The 20,842-nt window shown below is 43.5% G+C and carries 20 protein-coding genes and 1 tRNA gene; 7 read left to right on the top strand and 14 right to left on the bottom strand.

Annotated features, from left to right (window positions below):
• Window positions 1–920 (bottom strand): oleate hydratase (locus tag RTR63_RS03665; RefSeq protein WP_312522711.1); only part of this gene is annotated, 920 nt, incomplete at its 3' end.
• A 459-nt stretch (window positions 921–1,379) separates the two neighbouring features.
• On the opposite strand from RTR63_RS03665, the gene RTR63_RS03660 reads away from it, so the two are divergent.
• The 3 genes from RTR63_RS03660 (at window position 1,380) to RTR63_RS03650 (ending at window position 4,107) form a co-directional block, all read left to right on the top strand.
• The gene (locus RTR63_RS03660) at window positions 1,380–1,676 is read left to right on the top strand and encodes a Trp family transcriptional regulator (RefSeq protein WP_007116094.1); all 297 of its coding nucleotides are present in this window, start codon (window positions 1,380–1,382) and stop codon (window positions 1,674–1,676) included.
• Between the two features lie 267 nt (window positions 1,677–1,943).
• Complete coding sequence (locus RTR63_RS03655; protein WP_409418190.1) at window positions 1,944–3,356, top strand: anthranilate synthase component I family protein; 1,413 nt, start codon at window positions 1,944–1,946, stop codon at window positions 3,354–3,356.
• Window positions 3,357–3,465: 109 nt separating this feature from the next.
• Window positions 3,466–4,107, top strand: coding sequence for an anthranilate synthase component II (locus tag RTR63_RS03650; protein ID WP_312522709.1), 642 nt, complete (start codon window positions 3,466–3,468; stop codon window positions 4,105–4,107).
• A gap of 1 nt (window position 4,108) precedes the next feature.
• Here the strand turns inward: RTR63_RS03650 and RTR63_RS03645 are convergent, their stop codons facing one another.
• Window positions 4,109–4,621 carry a hypothetical protein gene (locus RTR63_RS03645; protein WP_312522707.1) on the bottom strand — a complete coding sequence of 171 codons (513 nt, stop codon included), beginning with the start codon at window positions 4,619–4,621 and terminating at the stop codon, window positions 4,109–4,111.
• A 193-nt stretch (window positions 4,622–4,814) separates the two neighbouring features.
• A complete protein-coding gene (gene speC / locus RTR63_RS03640) occupies window positions 4,815–6,974 on the bottom strand; it encodes an ornithine decarboxylase (protein WP_312522706.1) in 2,160 nt (719 codons plus the stop codon).
• 223 nt (window positions 6,975–7,197) lie between these two features.
• Here speC and RTR63_RS03635 point away from each other — a divergent pair, with 223 nt between their 5' ends.
• The 3 genes from RTR63_RS03635 (at window position 7,198) to RTR63_RS03625 (ending at window position 7,922) form a co-directional block, all read left to right on the top strand.
• Complete coding sequence (locus tag RTR63_RS03635) at window positions 7,198–7,386, top strand: hypothetical protein (RefSeq protein WP_007116099.1); 189 nt, start codon at window positions 7,198–7,200, stop codon at window positions 7,384–7,386.
• A 26-nt stretch (window positions 7,387–7,412) separates the two neighbouring features.
• A complete protein-coding gene (locus RTR63_RS03630; protein WP_007116100.1) occupies window positions 7,413–7,598 on the top strand; it encodes a hypothetical protein in 186 nt (61 codons plus the stop codon).
• A 248-nt stretch (window positions 7,599–7,846) separates the two neighbouring features.
• Window positions 7,847–7,922: transfer RNA gene (locus RTR63_RS03625), tRNA-Glu, on the top strand.
• Between the two features lie 184 nt (window positions 7,923–8,106).
• On the opposite strand, the gene ispD is transcribed toward RTR63_RS03625, so the two are convergent.
• The 6 genes from ispD to copM form a co-directional block, all read right to left on the bottom strand.
• Window positions 8,107–8,937 carry a 2-C-methyl-D-erythritol 4-phosphate cytidylyltransferase gene (gene ispD / locus RTR63_RS03620; protein WP_312522704.1) on the bottom strand — a complete coding sequence of 277 codons (831 nt, stop codon included), beginning with the start codon at window positions 8,935–8,937 and terminating at the stop codon, window positions 8,107–8,109.
• A gap of 78 nt (window positions 8,938–9,015) precedes the next feature.
• Complete coding sequence (locus RTR63_RS03615; RefSeq protein WP_282842299.1) at window positions 9,016–9,366, bottom strand: septum formation initiator family protein; 351 nt, start codon at window positions 9,364–9,366, stop codon at window positions 9,016–9,018.
• 174 nt (window positions 9,367–9,540) lie between these two features.
• On the bottom strand, window positions 9,541–10,881 hold the full coding sequence (eno, locus tag RTR63_RS03610) for a phosphopyruvate hydratase (RefSeq protein WP_065262635.1): 1,341 nt from the start codon (window positions 10,879–10,881) through the stop codon (window positions 9,541–9,543).
• A 179-nt stretch (window positions 10,882–11,060) separates the two neighbouring features.
• The gene (locus RTR63_RS03605; protein WP_312522703.1) at window positions 11,061–13,358 is read right to left on the bottom strand and encodes a heavy metal translocating P-type ATPase; all 2,298 of its coding nucleotides are present in this window, start codon (window positions 13,356–13,358) and stop codon (window positions 11,061–11,063) included.
• A 52-nt stretch (window positions 13,359–13,410) separates the two neighbouring features.
• Window positions 13,411–13,623 (bottom strand): heavy-metal-associated domain-containing protein, encoded by a 213-nt coding sequence (locus RTR63_RS03600; protein ID WP_312522702.1) that lies wholly within the window; start codon window positions 13,621–13,623, stop codon window positions 13,411–13,413.
• A 40-nt stretch (window positions 13,624–13,663) separates the two neighbouring features.
• Complete coding sequence (gene copM / locus RTR63_RS03595) at window positions 13,664–14,407, bottom strand: CopM family metallochaperone (protein ID WP_312522701.1); 744 nt, start codon at window positions 14,405–14,407, stop codon at window positions 13,664–13,666.
• Between the two features lie 106 nt (window positions 14,408–14,513).
• Between copM and RTR63_RS03590 the strand changes: the two genes are divergently transcribed.
• The gene (locus RTR63_RS03590) at window positions 14,514–14,954 is read left to right on the top strand and encodes a MerR family DNA-binding protein (protein WP_062333779.1); all 441 of its coding nucleotides are present in this window, start codon (window positions 14,514–14,516) and stop codon (window positions 14,952–14,954) included.
• 9 nt (window positions 14,955–14,963) lie between these two features.
• Here RTR63_RS03590 and RTR63_RS03585 read toward each other — a convergent pair whose 3' ends face one another.
• The 5 genes from RTR63_RS03585 to RTR63_RS03565 form a co-directional block, all read right to left on the bottom strand.
• Window positions 14,964–15,257 (bottom strand): heavy-metal-associated domain-containing protein, encoded by a 294-nt coding sequence (locus RTR63_RS03585; protein WP_007116109.1) that lies wholly within the window; start codon window positions 15,255–15,257, stop codon window positions 14,964–14,966.
• Window positions 15,258–15,407: 150 nt separating this feature from the next.
• Window positions 15,408–16,271, bottom strand: a complete 864-nt coding sequence (gene kdsA, locus RTR63_RS03580; protein ID WP_007116110.1) for a 3-deoxy-8-phosphooctulonate synthase — start codon at window positions 16,269–16,271, stop codon at window positions 15,408–15,410.
• A 123-nt stretch (window positions 16,272–16,394) separates the two neighbouring features.
• Complete coding sequence (locus tag RTR63_RS03575) at window positions 16,395–18,023, bottom strand: CTP synthase (RefSeq protein ID WP_312522699.1); 1,629 nt, start codon at window positions 18,021–18,023, stop codon at window positions 16,395–16,397.
• Window positions 18,024–18,170: 147 nt separating this feature from the next.
• A complete protein-coding gene (locus tag RTR63_RS03570; RefSeq protein WP_144918341.1) occupies window positions 18,171–19,133 on the bottom strand; it encodes a porin in 963 nt (320 codons plus the stop codon).
• A gap of 401 nt (window positions 19,134–19,534) precedes the next feature.
• The gene (locus tag RTR63_RS03565) at window positions 19,535–20,647 is read right to left on the bottom strand and encodes a porin (RefSeq protein WP_050325806.1); all 1,113 of its coding nucleotides are present in this window, start codon (window positions 20,645–20,647) and stop codon (window positions 19,535–19,537) included.
• Between the last annotated feature and the right edge of the window lie 195 nt (window positions 20,648–20,842).

Below are 20,842 nucleotides of genomic sequence, written 5' to 3'. Positions count from 1 at the left end.
GTTGTCAGCCCTTTAACGATTTTTTTGTCGCCTTGCTGCTCAAAATCAACCGCTGTCACTAACGTGTCACTTTGTAGGTTAACGCCTTTATTGATCAAAAATTTTTGCGCAGGTACCACAAAGCTGTCATATTGGTTGTATTTGGCAAATAACAGGGTCGACATATCTTTGATGCCATCTAAGGCTTCCAAAAACCGGTGCATGTAAAGCTTGCACTCAAGTAAGCTGTGCCAGTTTTCAAAAGCAAACATACTACGCCATAGCGTCCAAAAATTACTGTCCAAAAAACTTTGGCTAAAGTAATCTTCGATGGTGAGATTATCGAGTTCGTCTTGATTTTTTAGTAATAAGCGAACAATAGCAAGTTGGTCGGCTTTATTAAGATTAAACTTGTGAAAATCTTTGATGTCGCCTTTGTTATGAATCAACCGTGCTTTGGAATAGTTGGGGTCATTGTCATTGATCAGGCGGTATTCATCAAGCACTGAATAAGGCTCTGGTAGCTCTAGCGCAGGTATATCTTGGAACATATCCCAAAAATTCTCGTAGGTGGTAATCATCTCACGACCGCCGCGCATGATATAACCGTCTTTGGCATTACCAGCGCCATCGAGTGAGCCGCCTTGCACCGCTAATTCTTCTAAAAAAGTAATGTTCTCGCCTGGGATATGGGCATCTCGGATAAAATAATACGCCGCTGCCAACCCGCCAATACCGCCGCCGACGATATAGACTTTACTGTCTTTAAACCGCCCGGTATCAAAACCGATATTACGCTGATAGTTACCTCGGGCATCACTAAACGGCATCGAATTGCCAGGTTGATTAGATTGATAATCCTCCCGCTGTGGTTGGTGCTCGACCTTTTTAAAAGCCATATTTTTCAAAAATTCACTGTTGTTTTTAGCGTTGGTTGTCATAATGAAGTGCCCTATTTTGCATAAGATTAGTATTGAATAACATTAGCGTTAGCTAACTCTTTAAACCGCGCTGCTACCTTTTGACATTGACCTTAACTGCCCATTCTTAATTGCCCATTAAGACTGCTACACAATAACCAAAGACAACGGCGCGGTTATAATAATTATGATTGATAGTCATTGTTTATAATTAATAAACTCACTTAGATTTTTAACTAAGCAATTTTATTATAACCACATTATAGAACCTCGCTAAAGCGACTTTGTGTCGAATAACCTTTGATTAAATATTCAGTTATTTGCGCTTTTGTAATCAAACGTAACCAGTCATCGCACCTCTTTAGCTTTGTAAAGGAATAAAAATCGATTGAGTTCACTTGCTAAACGCCGTAAAATGTATCACTATACTAGAACACTGAAATGCTTTACTTGTCCTCTTTTACTCAAACAAAACCTACTATGCCGCACACTTCGCCATCATTCCTACCCGCCTATGATTATTTGGTTGAGCTACTGAGCCAAACCGATGATAGTGACTTTATCCGCGAAATTTTGGCAGCGCTACTGACTGAAAAAGAACAAAAAGAAATCGCCAACCGCATCCAGATTTTTGCCTTGTTTCAGCAAGCGCTACCACAACGCGAAATCGCTGAGCGCTTGGGGGTGGGCATTGCAACCGTATCACGGGGCGCCAAAGCATATGGTCAACACGATATCAACCAATTATTGCCAAATCTGAGTCATTTAAACTTATAAATTTGTGATAATGGCTTCAAGCGCAAATAACCCCATCACAGTAGCATACTTTGGGGTGACATACTTTGGGGTGATTAGAAGAGTGATGAAAATCCGTGTGAAAATAACTGTCATGCCATAAAAGAGTTGCAAGCAGGGGTTAATCTGATTACAATGTATCATCATACTAGAACACTGAAACATTGATTAAAATTTAAGATAGGGTAAATTTAAGCCGCTATAAATTTAAGATAATGTAAATTTAGGACACTATAAATTTAAGACACCATGATGACTACACACGCCAAACCGCCAAAAATCGCCCTTGCCAGCAAACCAAGCCTGATTAAACTTGCACAAGACATTGATTTTTTTGAACTCTTTAAACGCATCGAAGCCAAATACGCTACTTGTTTTTTACTGGAATCGTTGGGCGAAGAAAGCTATATCTCACGTCATCATGCCATCGGCTTTGACCCTGCGATGACGGTGTTGGCAAAAGACCGCCATACCTTAACTATCATCAACAATCGCACGGGGGAAAGCACGGATTATACCTGTGACAATCCTTACCAACTACTGCGCGAAATCACCCCACAGCATGTGATTTCACGTAGCCATACCGGCGGATTGGTCGGTTTTTTGGGATTTGATAGTGTCAATTTTTTTGAGCCGACCCTGAATATTCAAACCAGTGATGATTTCGAGCCGTTCAAATTCGGGGTCTACTTAGATGGGTTAAGCCTTGATAAGATGACCGGTGAAATTTTTTATTATTATTACCATACCGACCACCAAAGCAATCGTATTGACGAAATCAAGTCATTATTGACCGCTATTTCGCCTGACTATACCGAGCCCACTGCTGAGCATCTAGGCGATGGGATGAATCGCGAGCAACATGCGGCAGCGGTGATGAAAGTCAAAGAAGACATTAAAGCTGGGCTAATTTTCCAGTGTGAAGTAGGTTTCAAGTCGCATTATCGCATCCAAGGCGATAGCATGCCAATTTATAGTAAACTGCGCGAAGTCAACCCGTCACCGCATATGTACTATGTCAAATTTGGTGCCCAAAAAATCATCGGCGCATCGCCTGAGTTGTTGTTCCGATTGCGCAATGGTGAGATGGAAACCTTCCCACTGGCGGGTACTACCAAACGTGGCAAGGATGCGACCGAAGATCGCCAATTAGCGCGCGCCTTGCTCAATGACCCCAAAGAAATCGCCGAACATAATATGTTGGTGGACTTACATCGTAATGATATCGGGCGGGTGGCACGCTTTGGGACGGTTAAAGTGCGTAACTTAATGGATATCAAGCGCTTTTCACATGTCCAGCATATCTCCAGTGAAATCGTCGGTATTCTTGACCCTAATCATGATATGTTTACCGCGCTTGCCAGTAATTTTCCCGCAGGCACGCTATCGGGCGCACCCAAAATTGAAGCGATGAAAATTATAAATACGCTAGAACCCGATGGTCGCGGCGCTTACGGTGGCGCACTCGGTCAGTTTTGTTTTAATGGGGATTGTATTTTTGCTATCCCGATTCGCTCGCTGTTTATCAACGGCGAAAAAGCGTATGCGCAAACTTGCGGCGGCAATGTGTATGATTCCAATCCTGAAGACGAATATGAAGAAATCGTACGAAAACTGTCTGCGATGAAAGTTGTACTGTCCAATTTTGCGCCAGTGCAGTAAAGTCTGCTCCATCATGACGATACGCCAACTAGATACGCATGATAGCGATGTATATCAGCAGTATTTTAAACGTTTAAAATAACCGCCAAACCTATTTTTAGAGTTAACTATGCAAGTGTTAATTATTGATAACTACGATTCTTTTACCTTTAACCTATACCAATATATTGGTGAAATCCTATCCTCTGAATATCCAGGTGCTTTTCAGGTCACGGTCAAACGCAACAACGAAATCACGCTAGATGACGTCAAAGCCATGAATCCTGACCGCATTATCATCTCCCCAGGTCCAGGTTCGCCCGATGACCCTGCGTATTTTGGTGTGTGTGGTGAGGTCATTACTGAGCTTGGCAAAACCATACCGCTGCTAGGCGTGTGTCTTGGCATGCAAGGGATTGCACATTTTTTTGGTGGTCAAGTGGTGCGAGCCAATGTGCCAATGCATGGCAAGACATCACCGATTCGTCACGATGGTCAAGGCGTGTATCAAGGTTTGCCACAGCAGCTTGACATCATGCGTTATCATTCACTGATGGTCGACGCCGCCTCACTACCCGATTGTTTGGTAGTGACCAGCGTGGTATCTAGTGAGCAACATAGTGATAAAAACCTCAAAGATGCCAGCCTAGCAGGCGATGAAATCATGGGTATTCGCCACCGTGACTATCCGATTCAAGGGGTGCAATATCACCCAGAATCCTTCGCCACCGAAGGCGCCAAAACGCTGCTGAAAAACTTTTTGTTAGGATAATTTACAACATCAACAAAATCACCGACAACACCACCCCAACGGCAACAAACGCCAAACCACGTTTAAAGATTTTGGAACTTGGGGTGAATAAAAACAAACTCGATAGCACAAAAAATAGTAACGACAACCCAAATAATGTATTCAATCCGCCCATACTGCCCTTTGACGGGGCTTTATGAAAATTCACCATTTTATCTAATACCACAGGCAGCTTTTTGCTGGTATAAGTCACCTCACCTGTTTTAGTATTGTACTGTCCATCTTTAAAAAGCTGTATATCACCCTGCTGCTCCCTAAAATCGATGTTTTTCATTTTTAGGGTTTTGGCTAAATTTTTCTCATCAAGATTGGTTGCCACGACTTGCTTGACAGTTTTTGAAGATTTTAAAAAATCAGTGTCGCGAAATACCAGCAACATGCCACTTAGCGAATAGACCAGCATAATGCCAACCATAAAGAATCCAACATAGCGGTGCCCAAGCCTCATGTAGAGACGAAAATCTTTCATTGTCATTGTTTGACTGCCTCTTAAAAAATTGAGCCGTCATTATCCAATAATAGATTGAGAATGTAAATAATAATGATTATCATTTAATTAAATAACATCGCACCTATCTATACAGACCAATTTTTGCGTCATTGGTTACTGCTGCAAACGCGCCAAATATAGACTTCACCGAGAAAGCCTATGAATCAAAAACCGTCAATCAAATTTGGTGAGACTGTTTTAAAACATAGGCATAGGCAATCTTTTTACCTTGGTCGTCATACTCCCAGTACACGCCCTGCACTTCTGGCTCAAAGCCTGGCAAGCGATTAACCCCTTCTTGCAGTGCCAAGAAATAATCAAGCACCGCCCCATCCCACACTTCACCGGGTACAATACAGTACACCCCTGGTGGATATGGTAGCGCCCCTTCCATCGCCACCCGTCCGCGAATTTCTGTTAGCGCAACCAGCTCAACCTCATTACGGATAAAGGCATTATGGGCATCAAATGCGCTTATAGCAACCTTGGGACGATGTTCGCGCTCGAACATTTGTTTTTGTCGCTTATTCAGCTGATGCTTGGCATAGAAGTTATGCATGAGTTGGCAAAGTTCATTGATGGTCAGTTTTCGGTACTGCGGATATGCCTTAGCCAGTGTCGGCAACACTTGGGTGACGGGGCTGTTTTCGCGAATGTGCTTTTCAAAACTGACGATACGGGCGACCAAGTGCTGGAATTTTGCCAAAGTTTCGGCAGGCGTCAATAAGAATAAAATCGAGTTTAAATCGGCTTTTTCTGGAATGACCGAGCTTTCACGCAGATAATGCGCCAAAATCGCGGCAGGAATCCCTGTCGCTTCATACTCGCCCGTTTGCATATCAATGCCTGGCGTGGTCAGTAGTAGTTTACACGGGTCGATAAAGTATTGGTCATCGGCATAATGCTGAAAATCATGCCAACGCGCCCCTGCCTCGAAGCGGAAAAAACGAATATCATGGGCAATGGTTTCGGTATCGTAGTCTTGCCAAGCTTGCCCATCTACTGTAGGCGGAACAAACGGCAAAATCATGGTACAAGTGTCTAGCAGCATTTTACGAGCTTCGATACCGCCGATGACACACTCATGCCACATGCGCTGACCGGCTTTACCTTCATGCATTTTGGCATTGACATCAAGTGAGGCAAACAACGGGTAAAAAGGCGAGGTCGACACGTGCATCATAAACGAGTTGTTAAAGCGTTTATGATTGACATAACGGGCTTGCCCGCTGATATGGTTATCTTTTTTATGGATTTGTGAGGCTTGAGAAAAGCCCGCTTGTTGCTTATGTACCGATTGGGTCACCAAAATTCCAGGATCATTTTCACCCAGCTCAAGCAGCAGTGGCGAGCAATCACGCATCATCGGGATAAACTGCTCATAACCCACCCAAGCACTGTCAAACAAAATATAGTCACACAGATGCCCGATGCGATCTACTACTTGGCGTGCGTTATAAATAGTGCCATCATACGTGCCCAGCTGAATTACCGCCAAGCGAAATGGGCGGGCATCATCGGCTTTATCGGGCGCAACTTCACGAATACGCTCACGGATTTCGGCTTCCTCAAAACAATGGGCGGGAATGCCGCCAATCAAACCATAAGCATTGCGGTCGGTCTCTAAATACACAGGCGTACCACCTGCCATGGTTAAGGCGCCTTGGTACACAGATTTGTGATTGTTACGGTCAAACAGTACCAAATCACCATGCGCCACTAAGGCACCAATCGCAATTTTATTGGAAGAGGAAGTACCGTTGAGCACAAAGTAGGTTTTATCGGCATTAAACACTTTCGCCGCATGCGCTTGTGCCTCAAAAGCTGGTCCTTCATGAATTAGCAAATCGCCAAGACGGACATCGGCATTACAGGAGTCGGCACGAAATAACGTTTCCCCAAAGTATAAATAAAAGCGTCTGCCAGAAGGATGCTTACGAAAAAACTGTCCGCCTTGGTGTCCAGGACAGTCAAACGCCGCATTGCCATAGTCGGTATAGTCCATCAGGGCTTGGAAAAAAGGCGGATCGAGCGTGGCGATATAATCCGCCGCTGCCGCATTGACCAATTGTCCGTTATAAAACTTTTGATCATCTGCCAGCTCTAGCACACCATACACATTGGGTAGCCATTCATCAGGCACTACATCACCATATTCAATCGCCACAAATATCGGAATAGCAAACCCCAAATCTTCAATATCTTGATACACACGAGGCAAGTCTGTCATCGTGACCACAATTGCTGCAATATTGGTATAGTCGGTCGATTCAATATCGATGGTACGATAATTAAGATTTAGGGCGTATTCGATGCCGTCACTGATGACTACTTTCATAATTATTTTCCTTGCTGCAACCGTGTCAGTTGCCAAAGCGTTTTTTAGACAATTATCTTAACGTAAAAATATGAAAAAGTGCAAAAAAGTACTTTTGTAGACGCTTATTACAGTGTTTGAAAATAGCCAGTAACATCGCTACCACACATCATTACGTGAATGACGTAAAATAGCTGTTAAGACCTGTTACACTAATGCTAACAATTATAAAAAGGACTCTTTCATGGGCGTAGATAACAGTATTTGGACTACTATTATTATGTATATGATTGCTGCCGTAATCTTAGGCATATTAACATATTTATGGCTAACGTTCCGACTCAAGAAAAAACAGCGCGATGATGCGATTCGTAATCAAACAATGGGAGCTAATCAAAGTATTGATAGCCAGCGCATCGATAATCAGCGTTAACTTAGATTGTCTCACAAGGATCAAGTATGCAAGTAGATAGTCAAATCTGGATGACCATTTTAGGTTTTATCAGTTTATCGATTGTGATTAGCATCGTAACCCATTTTTGGATTCGCTATCACTTAAAAAATAAAGCCGCTAATCTGCCGCCGCAATCTCATACGACGCGTGCTCATACAACATCTGAGTCGCATCAGAAAAATCACTCATAAGCACGGTGTGAAATTTTTAGACAACACTTTTTAGAAAACACTGTAATTAAGCGCATTAGTTGGCTAATGCGCTTGTCATGCCGCTCTATTAACCATCATGGGTCACCGTATGATGGGCTAATTGTTAAAAATATAAAAAAATACATAAAAAACAGTTGACGGCAAAAATAAAAATATATATTATACGCTCCACTTCGACATTAACGGTGAAAGCGGTCGAGGTCACGCTATAAACTAAGCGTGCTAGTGTCCCCATCGTCTAGAGGCCTAGGACATCGCCCTTTCACGGCGGTAACCGGGGTTCGAATCCCCGTGGGGACGCCAATTTTTTTAGTGGTAACGCTAAAAAATACAGTTAAAAAGCCATGCTAATTTAGTATGGCTTTTTTGTTTTTGTAGCTTTATAAATTCTCTTTTCCGTTTTTTGCTCGTGCGCTTTTTTTGTTATGGGCTTCTTTTCTTATGCGGTTTTTAGCGGTAACCTCAATTTTTTGCCAAGCGATTTTTGCTAAGGTTTTGCCAAATACACCTGCGCAAACTGCAAATCCTCTGAAAACGTCAGTTTGATATTGCTATGACTGCCTTCCACCAATAACGGCTGTTTGCCAAAATGCTCAAATAAACTGGCTTCATCAGTAAACGCAATCGTTTGCTCAATGGCTTGGGTTAGATAATCATACAGTGTTGCCAATGGAAAAATCTGCGGGGTTTGTGCTAGCCACAACTGACTGCGATCAAGCGTTTTTTGTGCCAATACTTTGTCTTGTGCATGGATGATTTGTTTGACCGTATCGCGCACCGGTACTGCTAATAAGCCACCCGCCGACTCCTGCCCTTGCTTTTGCTGTGACTGTCGATGCGACTGTTGCGAAAATTGCTGCATAGTCTGCGTGATCAATTTTTCTATATCGCTCGGATTGACACAAGGACGCGCAGCATCATGAATCAGCACCCAATGATTATCATACGCATGATGACTGTCCTTATCACTGAAGGCCTTGTCACTGAGGGGATTTTGATATTGTTGCCAAATCGTTTGCACGGCGTTAAACACCGAATTCATCCGCTCCTTGCCACCTATCACCCACTCGATTGGCATGCTAAAGCCCAGTGTTTTGGCAATTGTATCTTCCTCAGAAATTACCAAATAGCAAGTGCTTAGCTGGTGGACTTTGCTTAGCGCCGCTATGCTGTGTTGTAGCACCGTCTGACTGCCAATATGGGTGTACTGTTTTGGCATCTGACTACCAAAGCGTTTGCCAACGCCTGCAGCGACGACCACGACGTCAATCGTAAGGTTGTTAGATAAATTGGCGGCTATCGCGTTAAATTCTGACATGGCGTCTTTTCAACAATAAAGTAAACAGTTGACAGTAAAAATTGAGACAAATATAACTTTGGCAGTTTTTATGCGTTTTTATGGTTGAGGCGTGGCGGTATTGTGGGCGGTCGGTGTGACCACATCGGTACTGTACACACTGCTAGCGGTCGACATTTGCACAAAAGTTTCGCCTTGTTTGATTAAGCCTAAATCAGAGCGAGCGTGTTCTTCCACCGCTTCAAGTCCGTTTTTTAAGTCTTTGACATCGGCAAGCAATACCTCATTGGCTTTTTGCTGATCGGTATTGATGGATTGCTGTTCGCTGATTTGTTTATTTAACGCTGCCAAATCGCCACGACCATTGGTGCCAAACCAATACTGGTATTGTAGACATAACAACACAATCACCGCAAAAATAATCATAAACAGTTGACGCAAATAAGTCATGACAGCACTCAATAATAAAAACTTTTGGCATAAAAAAACCTTAACCCACGCATTGTAGCAAATTCAATGTCATGGGTTAAGGTTTTTATCACTTCAATGCTTTATCAAGCTCTAATATTTAAGCTTTTGGATTTAAGCTTTTGGCGCTAAGCTTTTAAAGTTAGGCTTTTAAAGTTAGGCTTTTGGGTTACGTAAACCGATAAACTCGTCAGCACCGTGGTAGCTTGCAGTGACCATCTGCTCGATACGAAGCAGTTGGTTGTATTTGGCAACACGGTCAGAACGGCACAGTGAGCCTGTTTTGATTTGACCTGCAGCTGTCCCCACGGCTAAGTCAGCGATGGTGCTGTCTTCAGTCTCACCTGAGCGGTGTGAGATGACGGTGGCATAGCCATTTTTCTTCGCTAGATAAATGGCATCTAAAGTTTCTGATAAAGTACCAATTTGGTTGAATTTAATCAAAATCGCATTGGCAATGTGTTTATCGATACCTTCTTGTAGGATTTTTGGATTGGTCACAAACAAATCGTCACCCACGAGCTGTACTTTGTCGCCCAATTTTTGCGTTAAGTACGCCCATCCATCCCAATCGCTTTCATCTAGACCATCTTCAATCGAGATAATTGGGTATTGGCTCACAAGACCTGCTAAATAATCCGCAAAACCTTCTGAACTAAAGGCTTTATTGCCTTCGCCTTCAAGTACGTATTGACCGTTCCCTTGCTCATTTTTATGGTAGAACTCTGATGAGGCACAATCAAGCGCTAAGTAAATGTCTTTACCTGCGGTATACCCTGCTTGCTCAATCGCTTGCATGATGACAGTAATCGCCTCTTCGTTTGAGCGTAAGTTTGGTGCAAAGCCACCTTCATCACCGACTGCGGTGTTTAAGCCTTGTTTTTTTAGCACAGATTTTAGGCTATGGAATACTTCTGTACCCGCACGCAACGCTTCACCGAAGCTGGTGAAATTAACAGGCTCAATCATAAACTCTTGGATATCAACGGTGTTGTCCGCGTGGGCACCCCCATTTAGGATGTTCATCATCGGCACAGGCATCGATAGTGATGTTTGCCCACGCAGGTTAGCAATGTATTGGTGAAGCGGCAGTTTTTGTGATTGTGCGGCGGCACGGGCTGCTGCTAAAGATACTGCTAAGGTGGCATTGGCGCCCAATTTTTCTTTGTTTTCTGTGCCATCAAGCGCTAATAATTTGTTGTCAATGTCTTGTTGTTTTGATACGTCCATATCAACGAGTGATGAACGAATTTCACTGTTGACGTTGGCAACGGCTTTTTTGACCCCTTTACCCAGATAGCGTGATGCGTCACCATCACGCAGCTCAAGCGCTTCGCGTGAACCTGTCGATGCCCCCGATGGTGCTGCTGCACGACCGATAGTACCATCCGCTAAAATCACATCGGCTTCAATGGTTGGGTTGCCGCGTGAGTCCAAAATTTCGCGGGCAATGATATCTTTGATTTGGTTATTGGTGGTGGTTTCTTCAGCGTACATGGTATTTTCCTTGGCTGTCACAATCAACAATGGGATTGTTAAAATACAAATGGGGTGGGTTTATCATAGCATATTTTAACAGGTTTTAGCAGCTTATCACTATCGCCTATAGGTGATGCATAGTCATGCCTAGCCAAGTAAAATTAGCCCCAACAGGTTGTCAAAACAACCATAAGCCGTTAGGAAATGACATTCATGCGGGTCAGTCGCAAAGCATTGAGTAGTACAGAAATCGAGCTCAGCGCCATCGCCGCGGCCGCAATCATTGGATTGAGTAGCCCAAACGCTGCTAACGGTATACCAAGGCAATTATAGATAAACGCAAAAAATAGGTTTTGCTTAATATTAAGCAGGGTTGCGCGGGCAATTGTGACCGCATAATCGACATGTTTGAGCGACTCGCCCATTAGCCTTGCCGTGGCGCTATGTTTGGCAATATCGGTTGCGCCTTCTACCGCAAAACTTGCGGTCGCTGTTGCCATTGCAGGCGCATCATTCACCCCATCCCCCACCATTGCTACTTTTTTGCCTTGTTGTTGCCATTCATCAATGCGCTGCGCTTTGTCACGTGGCGACAGCTCGCCAAGTGCCTTACTGGCGTTAATCTGCTGACCTATATAATCCACCACCGATTGCTTGTCACCACTCATCACTACTACATCTAGATGATGGGCTTGCAGCGACGCAATCACCTTTACACTGTCTTGTTTAAGCTCGTCGGCCAACGCAAAGGCTGCCACAGGGGTGTTATTGATACTTACCGCCACTTGACTGGCAATTTGCCAAACGGGATTGGCTTGGATAGTCGCTGCAGGCAACTGAAGATTGGCAAAACTTGGCGTGCCGATTTTCACCCGCCCAATCGTGGCTACCTGTGCCTGTATCCCCTGCCCCAGCACTGTCTCTACATGGCTTATGGTAAATGCCGCTGGACTTTGAGGCGTGTCAGTCTGTTTATTGTAGGCTTCAGCATAGTTGACTAGCGTGGTCGCAAGCGGGTGATTCGCATGACGCTCGACACTGGCAACGAGCTGCAGCAGTGCTGCTTTGTCTAAGTTAAACAGTTTTAGATTGTCATCTATTAGGTACGCTGCAGATAATTGGGGTTTACCTTGCGTTATGGTGCCGGTTTTATCAAGTACTACTGTATCAATTGCGCCTGCCGCTTCTAAGGCTTGCGCATCTTTAAACCAAACCCCTGAGCGTGCTGCCACCCCCATGCCCGCCATGATGGCTGCCGGCGTCGCCAGTCCCAATGCACAGGGACAAGCAATCACTAACACGGACACCGCGCGCATGAGTGCCGTGTCAAACGCGCCTAAGAACCAATAATTGGCAAAAAAAGTTAACAAAGCGATGGCAACCACCACTGGCACAAAGATACCTGCGACTTTATCTGCGAGACGGGCGATATGGGCTTTACTGCCTTGCGCGTCGTTGAGCGCTTGTATCATGTCGCCAAGCCGTGTTTGGCTACCTTTGGCGGTGATTTGGTATTCAAAGCTGCCGTTTTCTACCATGGCACCTGCCAGCACCGTACTGCCAATATGTTTAGAGAGGGGCACCGACTCACCCGTCAAATGGCTTTCATCACACCAACCTTCGCCAGCGGTGACAATGCCATCAGTGGCAATGCGAGTACCTGCTTTAGCACGTAAAATTTGACCAGCCGTGACTTGCTCAAGGGGCAGGATTTGCCACTGCGCATCTTGGCTTTGTGAATTGGGGCTTTTAACTTCCACTTGCTCAGGGGTGAGCGCTAATAGCAAATTGATGCTATTTAGGCTGTGTTTTTTGGTACGGGCTTCTAGGTATTTCCCCATTTTGACAAAGGCAATCACCATCACGCTGGCTTCAAAATACACATGGGGCATGCTATGCGCCATCCCATCATGCCCCATTTGGGCGGTGGTTTGCAGATAGCTCAACCAACTATAGGTCGAATACGCCCAAATTGTCAGTGTGCCGAGCACCACCAGCACGTCCATATTGGCAAGACCGCCTTTGATACTCGCCCACGCACTTTTGTAAAACGGTATCGCCAAGCCAAACTGTACGATAGTTGCCAACACAAATTGTAGCCATAGCGGCGGCATCAGTGCATGACTGCCCATCATCATGCCCGCCATGCCAATCAAAAAAGGCAGCAAGCAAATCCAGACCGCAAGCAAGGTATAGGGCACTTTCTGCTCATAGGCTTCATGCGCAAATAGCGCGTTCTGCGGCTGTACTTTTGCCTCATAACCTGTCTTTTTCACCCATTCTGCAATCTGCTCGGCGTTGGTTTGTGATGCATCAAACCGCACCTGCGCCACTTCATTGGCATAATTGACATCAGCTTGCACTATCGCAGGCTTTTTATTGAGCACTTTTTCGATACGGCTGGCACAGGCTTGACAAGTCATGCCATCGATATCAAGAATGACTTGCTCGGTATGGGTGTTATGTGACACGTGGGTGATCGATTGGGTAGTCATTATAGTGTCTGTCTTGTATGGAGTCCTTGTATGGTGTCTTTGTATGGCGTCGTTATACTACGTCAAAGCCAGCGTCTTCAATCGCTTCTTTAAGCGCGCTTTGTTGTAATTGGCTGTCATCAAAGCTGATGGTTGCGTTGTTATGGTCAAGACTGACATCGACAGATTGTACCCCTGTCACTTGATTGAGGGCATTGGTTACGCTTTTGACGCAGCCGCCACAAGTCATGCCTTGGATATTTAAGGTGATGGTTTGGGTTGTCATACTACGCTCCTTTTTTACGTTTACGTGGCTATTTTTTTAATTAATGGGCTTGTTTGCTAAGCCAATCTTGCATTTGTTTGATTTCTGGTGTTTGCGCTTGTTTAATCTGCTTGGCGAGTGTTAGCATCGCTGGATTTTTACCATAGGTTTGCTCTATCGTTGCCATATCAATCGCGCCTTGGTGATGCGGTATCATACCCTTGGCAAAGGCGATATCAGGATTGGCGTCCATAATTCCTTGCATCATGGCATCGTGGTTGCTCATGTCTTTTTGCTGATAGGCTTGCGTTATTTCTTTGGCATTGCTCGCCGCTACCTGACTTGATTCGTTTTTGTCCAACCAGTTTTGCATCACGCTGATTTCACTTTGCTGGGCATCGACGATTTTTTGTGCAAGGGCTTTCATCTCGGCATCTTTGCCATATTGCAGCTCCACTTTTGCCATCGCAATTGCGCCTTCATGATGCGGTATCATGCCTTTGGCAAACCCGACATCGGCATTCTTAGCTTGCACCCCTGCTGACATGGCTTGGTGCATTTTATTCATGATATCCATATAAGCCATGATATGCGGCGGCTGTGATTGTGACTGCGTATCCGCTGCCGAAGCCATATGATGCATTGACTGTGCTTGGGTCATACTCGCATCGGCACTTCTCGCATCGATACTCATTGAATCGGTACTTGATGCTGTCGTTGCAGTTTGGGTAGTGTCATTTTTTGTACACGCCGTCATACCTAGCGCCAATGCCACCACCCATGACAAACCCATGATGTTATTCATATTAATATCCTTCAGGTTGATTTTTTACTTTCTTTGAAAAAAATATTGATTTATCACACTGTGGTATTACTATAAACCTTAACATTAGGTCAAGGTCAAGCAAAAAATGAATATTAATGAAGTCGCTAAATTGACTGAGTTATCGCCCAGACAAATTCGTGAGTACGAAAAACTCGGTTTATTACAGACCATCCAGCGCACGGACAGTGGTTACCGTGTCTTTAGCGATACCCAATTACAGCGTCTAAAATTTATCAAACATGCCCGTGATGTGGGATTTTCGTTAGCGCAAATTGAAGCGTTATTGGCTCTACAAGACAACAAGCAGCGTAGCAATGCCCAAGTCAAAGCATTAACCCGCAATCACATCGATGAACTAAGCGATAAAATACAGCGGTTACAATCAATGAAAACCACCCTGCAAGGATGGCATGATAGTTGTTTGGGAGATGGCTCGCCTACCTGTAGCATTTTAGAGGGCTTGCAAGATGGCGTACAAGATGGTTCAGTGACCAAGCACGCTTGCCACATCGAGCGTAGCCACTGAACAAGCGATTTAGGAAAGTCTACCATCTTTTGCCAAATCACCCGCTAAAGTGCGATTGTTGGCAGGGTTGGCAGGTGCTTCAATCGGGAACGGCTCGGTGATATAGTCCACATTGGTCAGCGCAGCTTTGAAGGCAAAAACTGACGTCTGTGTATCATCAAAGCTGACAATCACGCGATGATTTTCAGGCTCAAGATGTACTGCCTGCACCCCGCCGATGGTGGTTAAAGCTTTCATGACTTCCTCATAGCCTGCAGGGTCATGAATGCCTTTTAAATCGTACGCGACTGTTTGAATTGCCATGGTTATTCCTGTATTTATGCTGTGGGTTATAAAATATTGTTCTAGTTCTATAACCTAGCACTATAACGTAGCCAAAAAAAGCCTCGTTATCGATTGATAACATTTTAATAACGAGGCGTTGCAAATTTGTGTTAAAAGGTCGAGTAAAAATTAGTGGGTATCTAACACCTCAAACCCTTTGACTAAGGTATCAAGCTGTTTTAACTGGGCTAAGAACGGCTCAAGCTGGCTCAGCCGCAGCGCACAAGGACCATCGCATTTGGCAACATCAGGATTTGGATGCGCTTCCAAAAATAACCCTGCCAATCCTGTTGCCATGCCAGCGCGTGCTAACGTGGTAATCTGTTCTCGGCGACCGCCTGCACTGTCTGCTCTTGCACCCGGCTGCTGCAAGCTATGGGTCACATCAAAAAACACGGGAACCTGCATTTTTTTCATGGTGTCAAAGCCAAGCATATCGACAACGAGATTGTTATAACCAAACGCACTGCCACGCTCGCACAAGATGATTTTATCATTACCAGCTTCAAGGCATTTATTGATGATATGCTTCATCTCATGAGGTGCCAAAAACTGTGCTTTTTTGACATTAATAATCGCACCGGTTTTTGCCATCGCTGCTACCAAGTCGGTTTGTCGGCTCAAAAACGCGGGCAACTGGATAATATCCGCCACTGCTGCCACAGGCTCAGCTTGGTACGGCTCGTGTACGTCAGTGATAATGGGCACATTGAACGCTTTTTTGATATCGCTTAGCCAGTCGATACCTTTTTCCAGACCTGGACCACGAAATGAATACAAGCTTGAGCGATTGGCTTTATCAAAACTTGCCTTAAACACATAGCCGATATTTAAGCGCTTACAGATGTCAATATAACTTTCAGCAATTTCAAATGCCAAATCTTTGCTTTCTAGTACATTCATGCCGCCAAACAGCACAAACGGTTGATCATTGCCGATGGTGATATCATTGAGCTGAATATGGGATTGTGGTGTCGGTAAGTTAGTGGTCATAGGGCTCTCAGTATGTTGTTAAAGTTGTTATTGATTATCACTATAGCATAATTGGCTAGATACAAAGCCAGCTAAAAACAAAAAACCACCTGTAACAGATGGTTTTCTTATGCGCCATAAATACTATTTTTTGGTTTGTTTCGCCGCTGCAACAAAGCTATTGAACAATGGATGACCACCGCGTGGCTGGCTGGTAAATTCTGGATGGAATTGTACCGCGATATACCAAGGGTGATTGGCAATTTCTACTGACTCGACCAAATGCTGTTTGGCTGAATAACCAGAAATTTTCATACCAGCATTTTCCAGCTGTTCGATATAGCGACCATTCATTTCATAACGGTGACGATGGCGCTCAGTAATCACAGGGCTGCCATAGATTTGGCGCAGTTTGCTGTCTTCCACAAGCTCGGCTTTTTGGGCACCCAAACGCATGGTACCGCCCAAATCTGAGGCGTCACTACGCACTTGTAGTTCACCTTTTTCATCAAACCATTCTGTAATCAAACCAATCAATGGCGCTTTGGTTTTTTTATCAAACTCTGTTGAGTTGGCATCAAGACCCAATACATTGCGCGCAAACTCAATGACGGCTAATTGCATACCCAAACAAATCCCCAAATAAGGCACATTGTTTTCGCGGGCATAGCGAATCGCTTTCATTTTACCCAGAGTGCCGCGCTCACCGAATCCGCCAGGAACAAGCACGGCATCGGCAGATTTAATATGCTCAAACAGGCTGTCATCGTTTTCAAGTTTTTCGGCATCCACATAGTCAATATTGACTTTGACATTATTTGCCACGCCCGCATGTAGCAAGGCTTCATTGATTGACTTATAGGCATCAGGCAGTTCGACGTATTTACCCACCATCGCCACAGTGACGGTTTCTTGGGTATTTAACAACGCTTGGGTAAACTGGTGCCAATCACTCAAGTCCGCCTCTGGGGTATCTAACCCAAAGCGTTCACAAATCAAATCATCTAAATGTTGGGCATGCAGGATACTGGGAATTTGATAAATGGATTTGGCATCTGGACAAAGGATAACGGCACGTTGCTCAACATTGGTAAACGATGCAATTTTTAGGCGATTATCATCGCTAATCGCGTGTTCACTACGGCAAATTAGCACATCAGGCTGCAAGCCAATGCTGCGTAATTCTTTGACTGAGTGCTGGGTTGGTTTGGTTTTGCTCTCGCCTGCACTCGCGATATAAGGCACGAGGGTTAAATGCATCAGCATCGCATTGTTGCGACCGAGTTCAACTTGCATTTGACGCACCGCTTCCATGAATGGCAAGCTTTCAATATCACCGACAGTACCACCGATTTCAATCATCGCAATATCGTAGCCTTCGCCACTGGCACGGATACGCGCTTTGATTTCATCGGTAATATGCGGAATGACCTGTATCGTACCGCCCAAATAATCACCGCGACGTTCTTTCTCAATCACTGCCGAATAAATACGCCCACTGGTAAAGTTGTTGCGCTGCGTCATTTTTGAGTGGCGCAAAAAACGCTCGTAATAGCCCAAATCAAGGTCAGTCTCTGCGCCATCTTCGGTAACAAATACTTCACCATGTTGAAATGGGCTCATTGTACCTGGATCAATATTGATATAAGGGTCCATTTTGGTCATGGTGACTTTCAGACCACGTGCCTCAAGAATCGCGGCTACCGATGCAGCGGTGATACCTTTGCCAAGTGAAGAAACGACACCGCCAGTTACAAAGATGAATTTTGTCATGTTATCTATTTCGCTCGTTGGTAAAAAAGAATTTTACTCGAAAATGCCTAGGTTTAGCAAAAAATTATTTTTATCAATAAATCGCTCACTCATAAAAAAATCCACTCATCGCTGAGTGGATTTTTTTATAACAAATTCTAGTAAAGATTAGAATTTGTATTCGATACCAGTACCGATACCAAAACCGTCTCTATCATCTTGACCTTCTTGCTCTAGATTTGAGTAGCCAGCGTATACATGACCCGTTGCATTGGCATTGAATGCATACTTACCACCTAATACTAAACGCTGTGCGTCCTTACCATCAACACCGTCAACATTTGAGGTCATTTCAGCTTGCGCGTAGGCTGTCCAAGGCGTTGCAGTTTTGTAGGTTGCGCTTACTGCAGCCAAGTTTTCTTTGTCACTTTTGTCTAAATCACTGATTTGATACAATGCACCAAGACCAATTTGGTTATTTAAGTCATAGGCACCGCTTAAGCGAGTAGTATTGAAATCACCTGATTTGATGTAGGTTGCACCAGCACGGAATGGTTGATTTGCTGGCTCATACTTCACACCTACACCAAACGCTTCTGCATCTGTGGGTAAATCAGATGCGTTATCCTCTTTAAATGCATACATACCCATGAATTGAAGACCGTTATAGGCTGGTGAAAAGTAAGCCATCGCATTGTTTACACGGTCACCATCCCAAGAGGCCGCATTGAAACCGTCGTATTGACCTACAGTTTGGCTAACGTAATTGATGTTGTCATCGATTGCAGACAAACGACCAGCAACCAAAGTACCATATTGTTTGTTAGATAGACCTAAATAAGTGTCACGTGAATGAAATTGATTTTGTGATTTGCCTTTCACAGTGCCACCGTTGTCACTATCAATTTCAACACCATACTCTAATTGGTATACCAAGTCAGTATTAGCTGTTAGTGCTTCGGCACCTTTAAAACCAATACGCGAGGCAGTAGAATTCAACTTAGTAGTTGATTCATCGTCAAAATCAGAATAATCAACTGTAACTAACGCTTTACCGTAAACTGTTGGAGCAGCATGGGCAGCAGAAACTGAAAGTGCAGCGACGGCTGTGGCTAAAAGTAATTTTTTCATAGGACATCTCTATCAGGAAAAACAAATTTTAGATAACTGGTGACTTGTCAGCACCACTACCTCTCCGAACGACCAAAGCAAGAAAATCTTTACTTTGATTATTATTAATAGCGTCAACTATTAACTGTATAAGTCTAGCAATAAAGTATGAATATATTTACATTTTATTCGTACTAATTACTAAAAACCTACTTCTAACTACTAGGATAACAATTTTGAAATATTTTGCAATAGTTTTTTTAATTTTTACGTGATTGTAAGTTTATTTTTAATCTTAGTGACATAATATTCTTTCTAGTATTAAATCATATTTTTTTTAATTAATTTTTTAGCGTTAATGAAAATAAAAAAGCTAACTAAAAAATTAGTTAGCTTTTACAGCAATCTAAAAGTTAGATATATTAGAACTTATATTCTAAGCCACCACCCACGATTGTTCTATCTGAAACATTATCAGTATCGATTTGTGCAGCGTACAAGTGACCTTTGGTAGCTTTGTTAAAGCTATATTCAGCACCTAACGCAACTTCAGTAGCGTCACGGTCTTTCACGCCATTTTGGTTTGAAGTGTCAATATATTGTGCTTTAACCGCCCATGGCGTTGCCCCAATTTTGTATTTACCGCTTAACAGCCATGATTTCTCATTATCATCAGTGTTAAAGTCATAATCTTGATATAGCGCACCCAGTGTTAGACCATCAACCATGTTCATTTTGCCCATATCTACTGAGCCCGCTAAACGCCATCCACTTGTATCTTTACCATATACTGAATTGTCATAACCTAAACCGATATATACACCATTTTGGTCATAGTTTACCATTGCAGAGTAAGCATTTTTCTTGTCACGATAGACGGCAGGTTTTGCTGGTGTACCTTTAGTGTAACCAATAATATTTTTACCAGTCACATCATAAATCGCTTGTGGTGCAACGGCTGCAACAGCTGGCGTAGCTACACATTTATCATCATCATTTTTAGAGCATTCATCGAGGCTCACCGCGCCTAAAAAGGTAACTGGCATACCTACCAATGTTGGTGATTTATAAGCAATCACGTTGTCAACGCGTTGTTCACCCGCCATTAGCTTACCTAACGCTACGTTATCGTAATCATTGAATACATCAACACTGCCTTTAGTTAGTTTAAATGGTGTGTCGTGACGACCGGCAAGTAAAGTACCCATAGTGTTATGAGCTAAACCGATGAATGTATTACGAGAGTAAAATTGTTGGTTGGTTTTACGGGCATTGCTATCAGCATCAACATCAATACCGTATTCCAATTGATACACAAGTTTAGTAGTATCAGTAAGATCATCTTCACCTTTAAAACCAATACGTGAAGAGTTAGAAACTAATTTTGTACTAGAAGTATCATCATTTTTAGCAGTTTTATCATCAACATCTGTATATTCGCCAGTTAATAAGACTTTACCATATACAGTCGGTGCAGCATGGGCAGCAGTGATTGAAACTAGAGCGATAGCAGAAGCTAGAGCGATTTTTTTCATAAGGATTTCTCCACAGTATCCTAGGTGAAACTACACAGATGCGTAGCAATTCTTTTGTATAGATAGATTTTGCCAACAATTTGTTACAAAACAATGAAAAAGTTAACAGAATCTAAAACTTTCTTTGTGAAATTAGAGTAATTCACTCTGAAACATTTTGCAATATTTTTATGCCATAAAAAAACCACCAGTTAC

Origin of the sequence: Moraxella sp. CTOTU47724, assembly GCF_032014955.1 — a bacterium.
Classification (GTDB): Bacteria; Pseudomonadota; Gammaproteobacteria; order Pseudomonadales; family Moraxellaceae; genus Faucicola; species Faucicola tetraodonis.
This window is presented reverse-complemented; position numbering and strand designations above follow the sequence as displayed.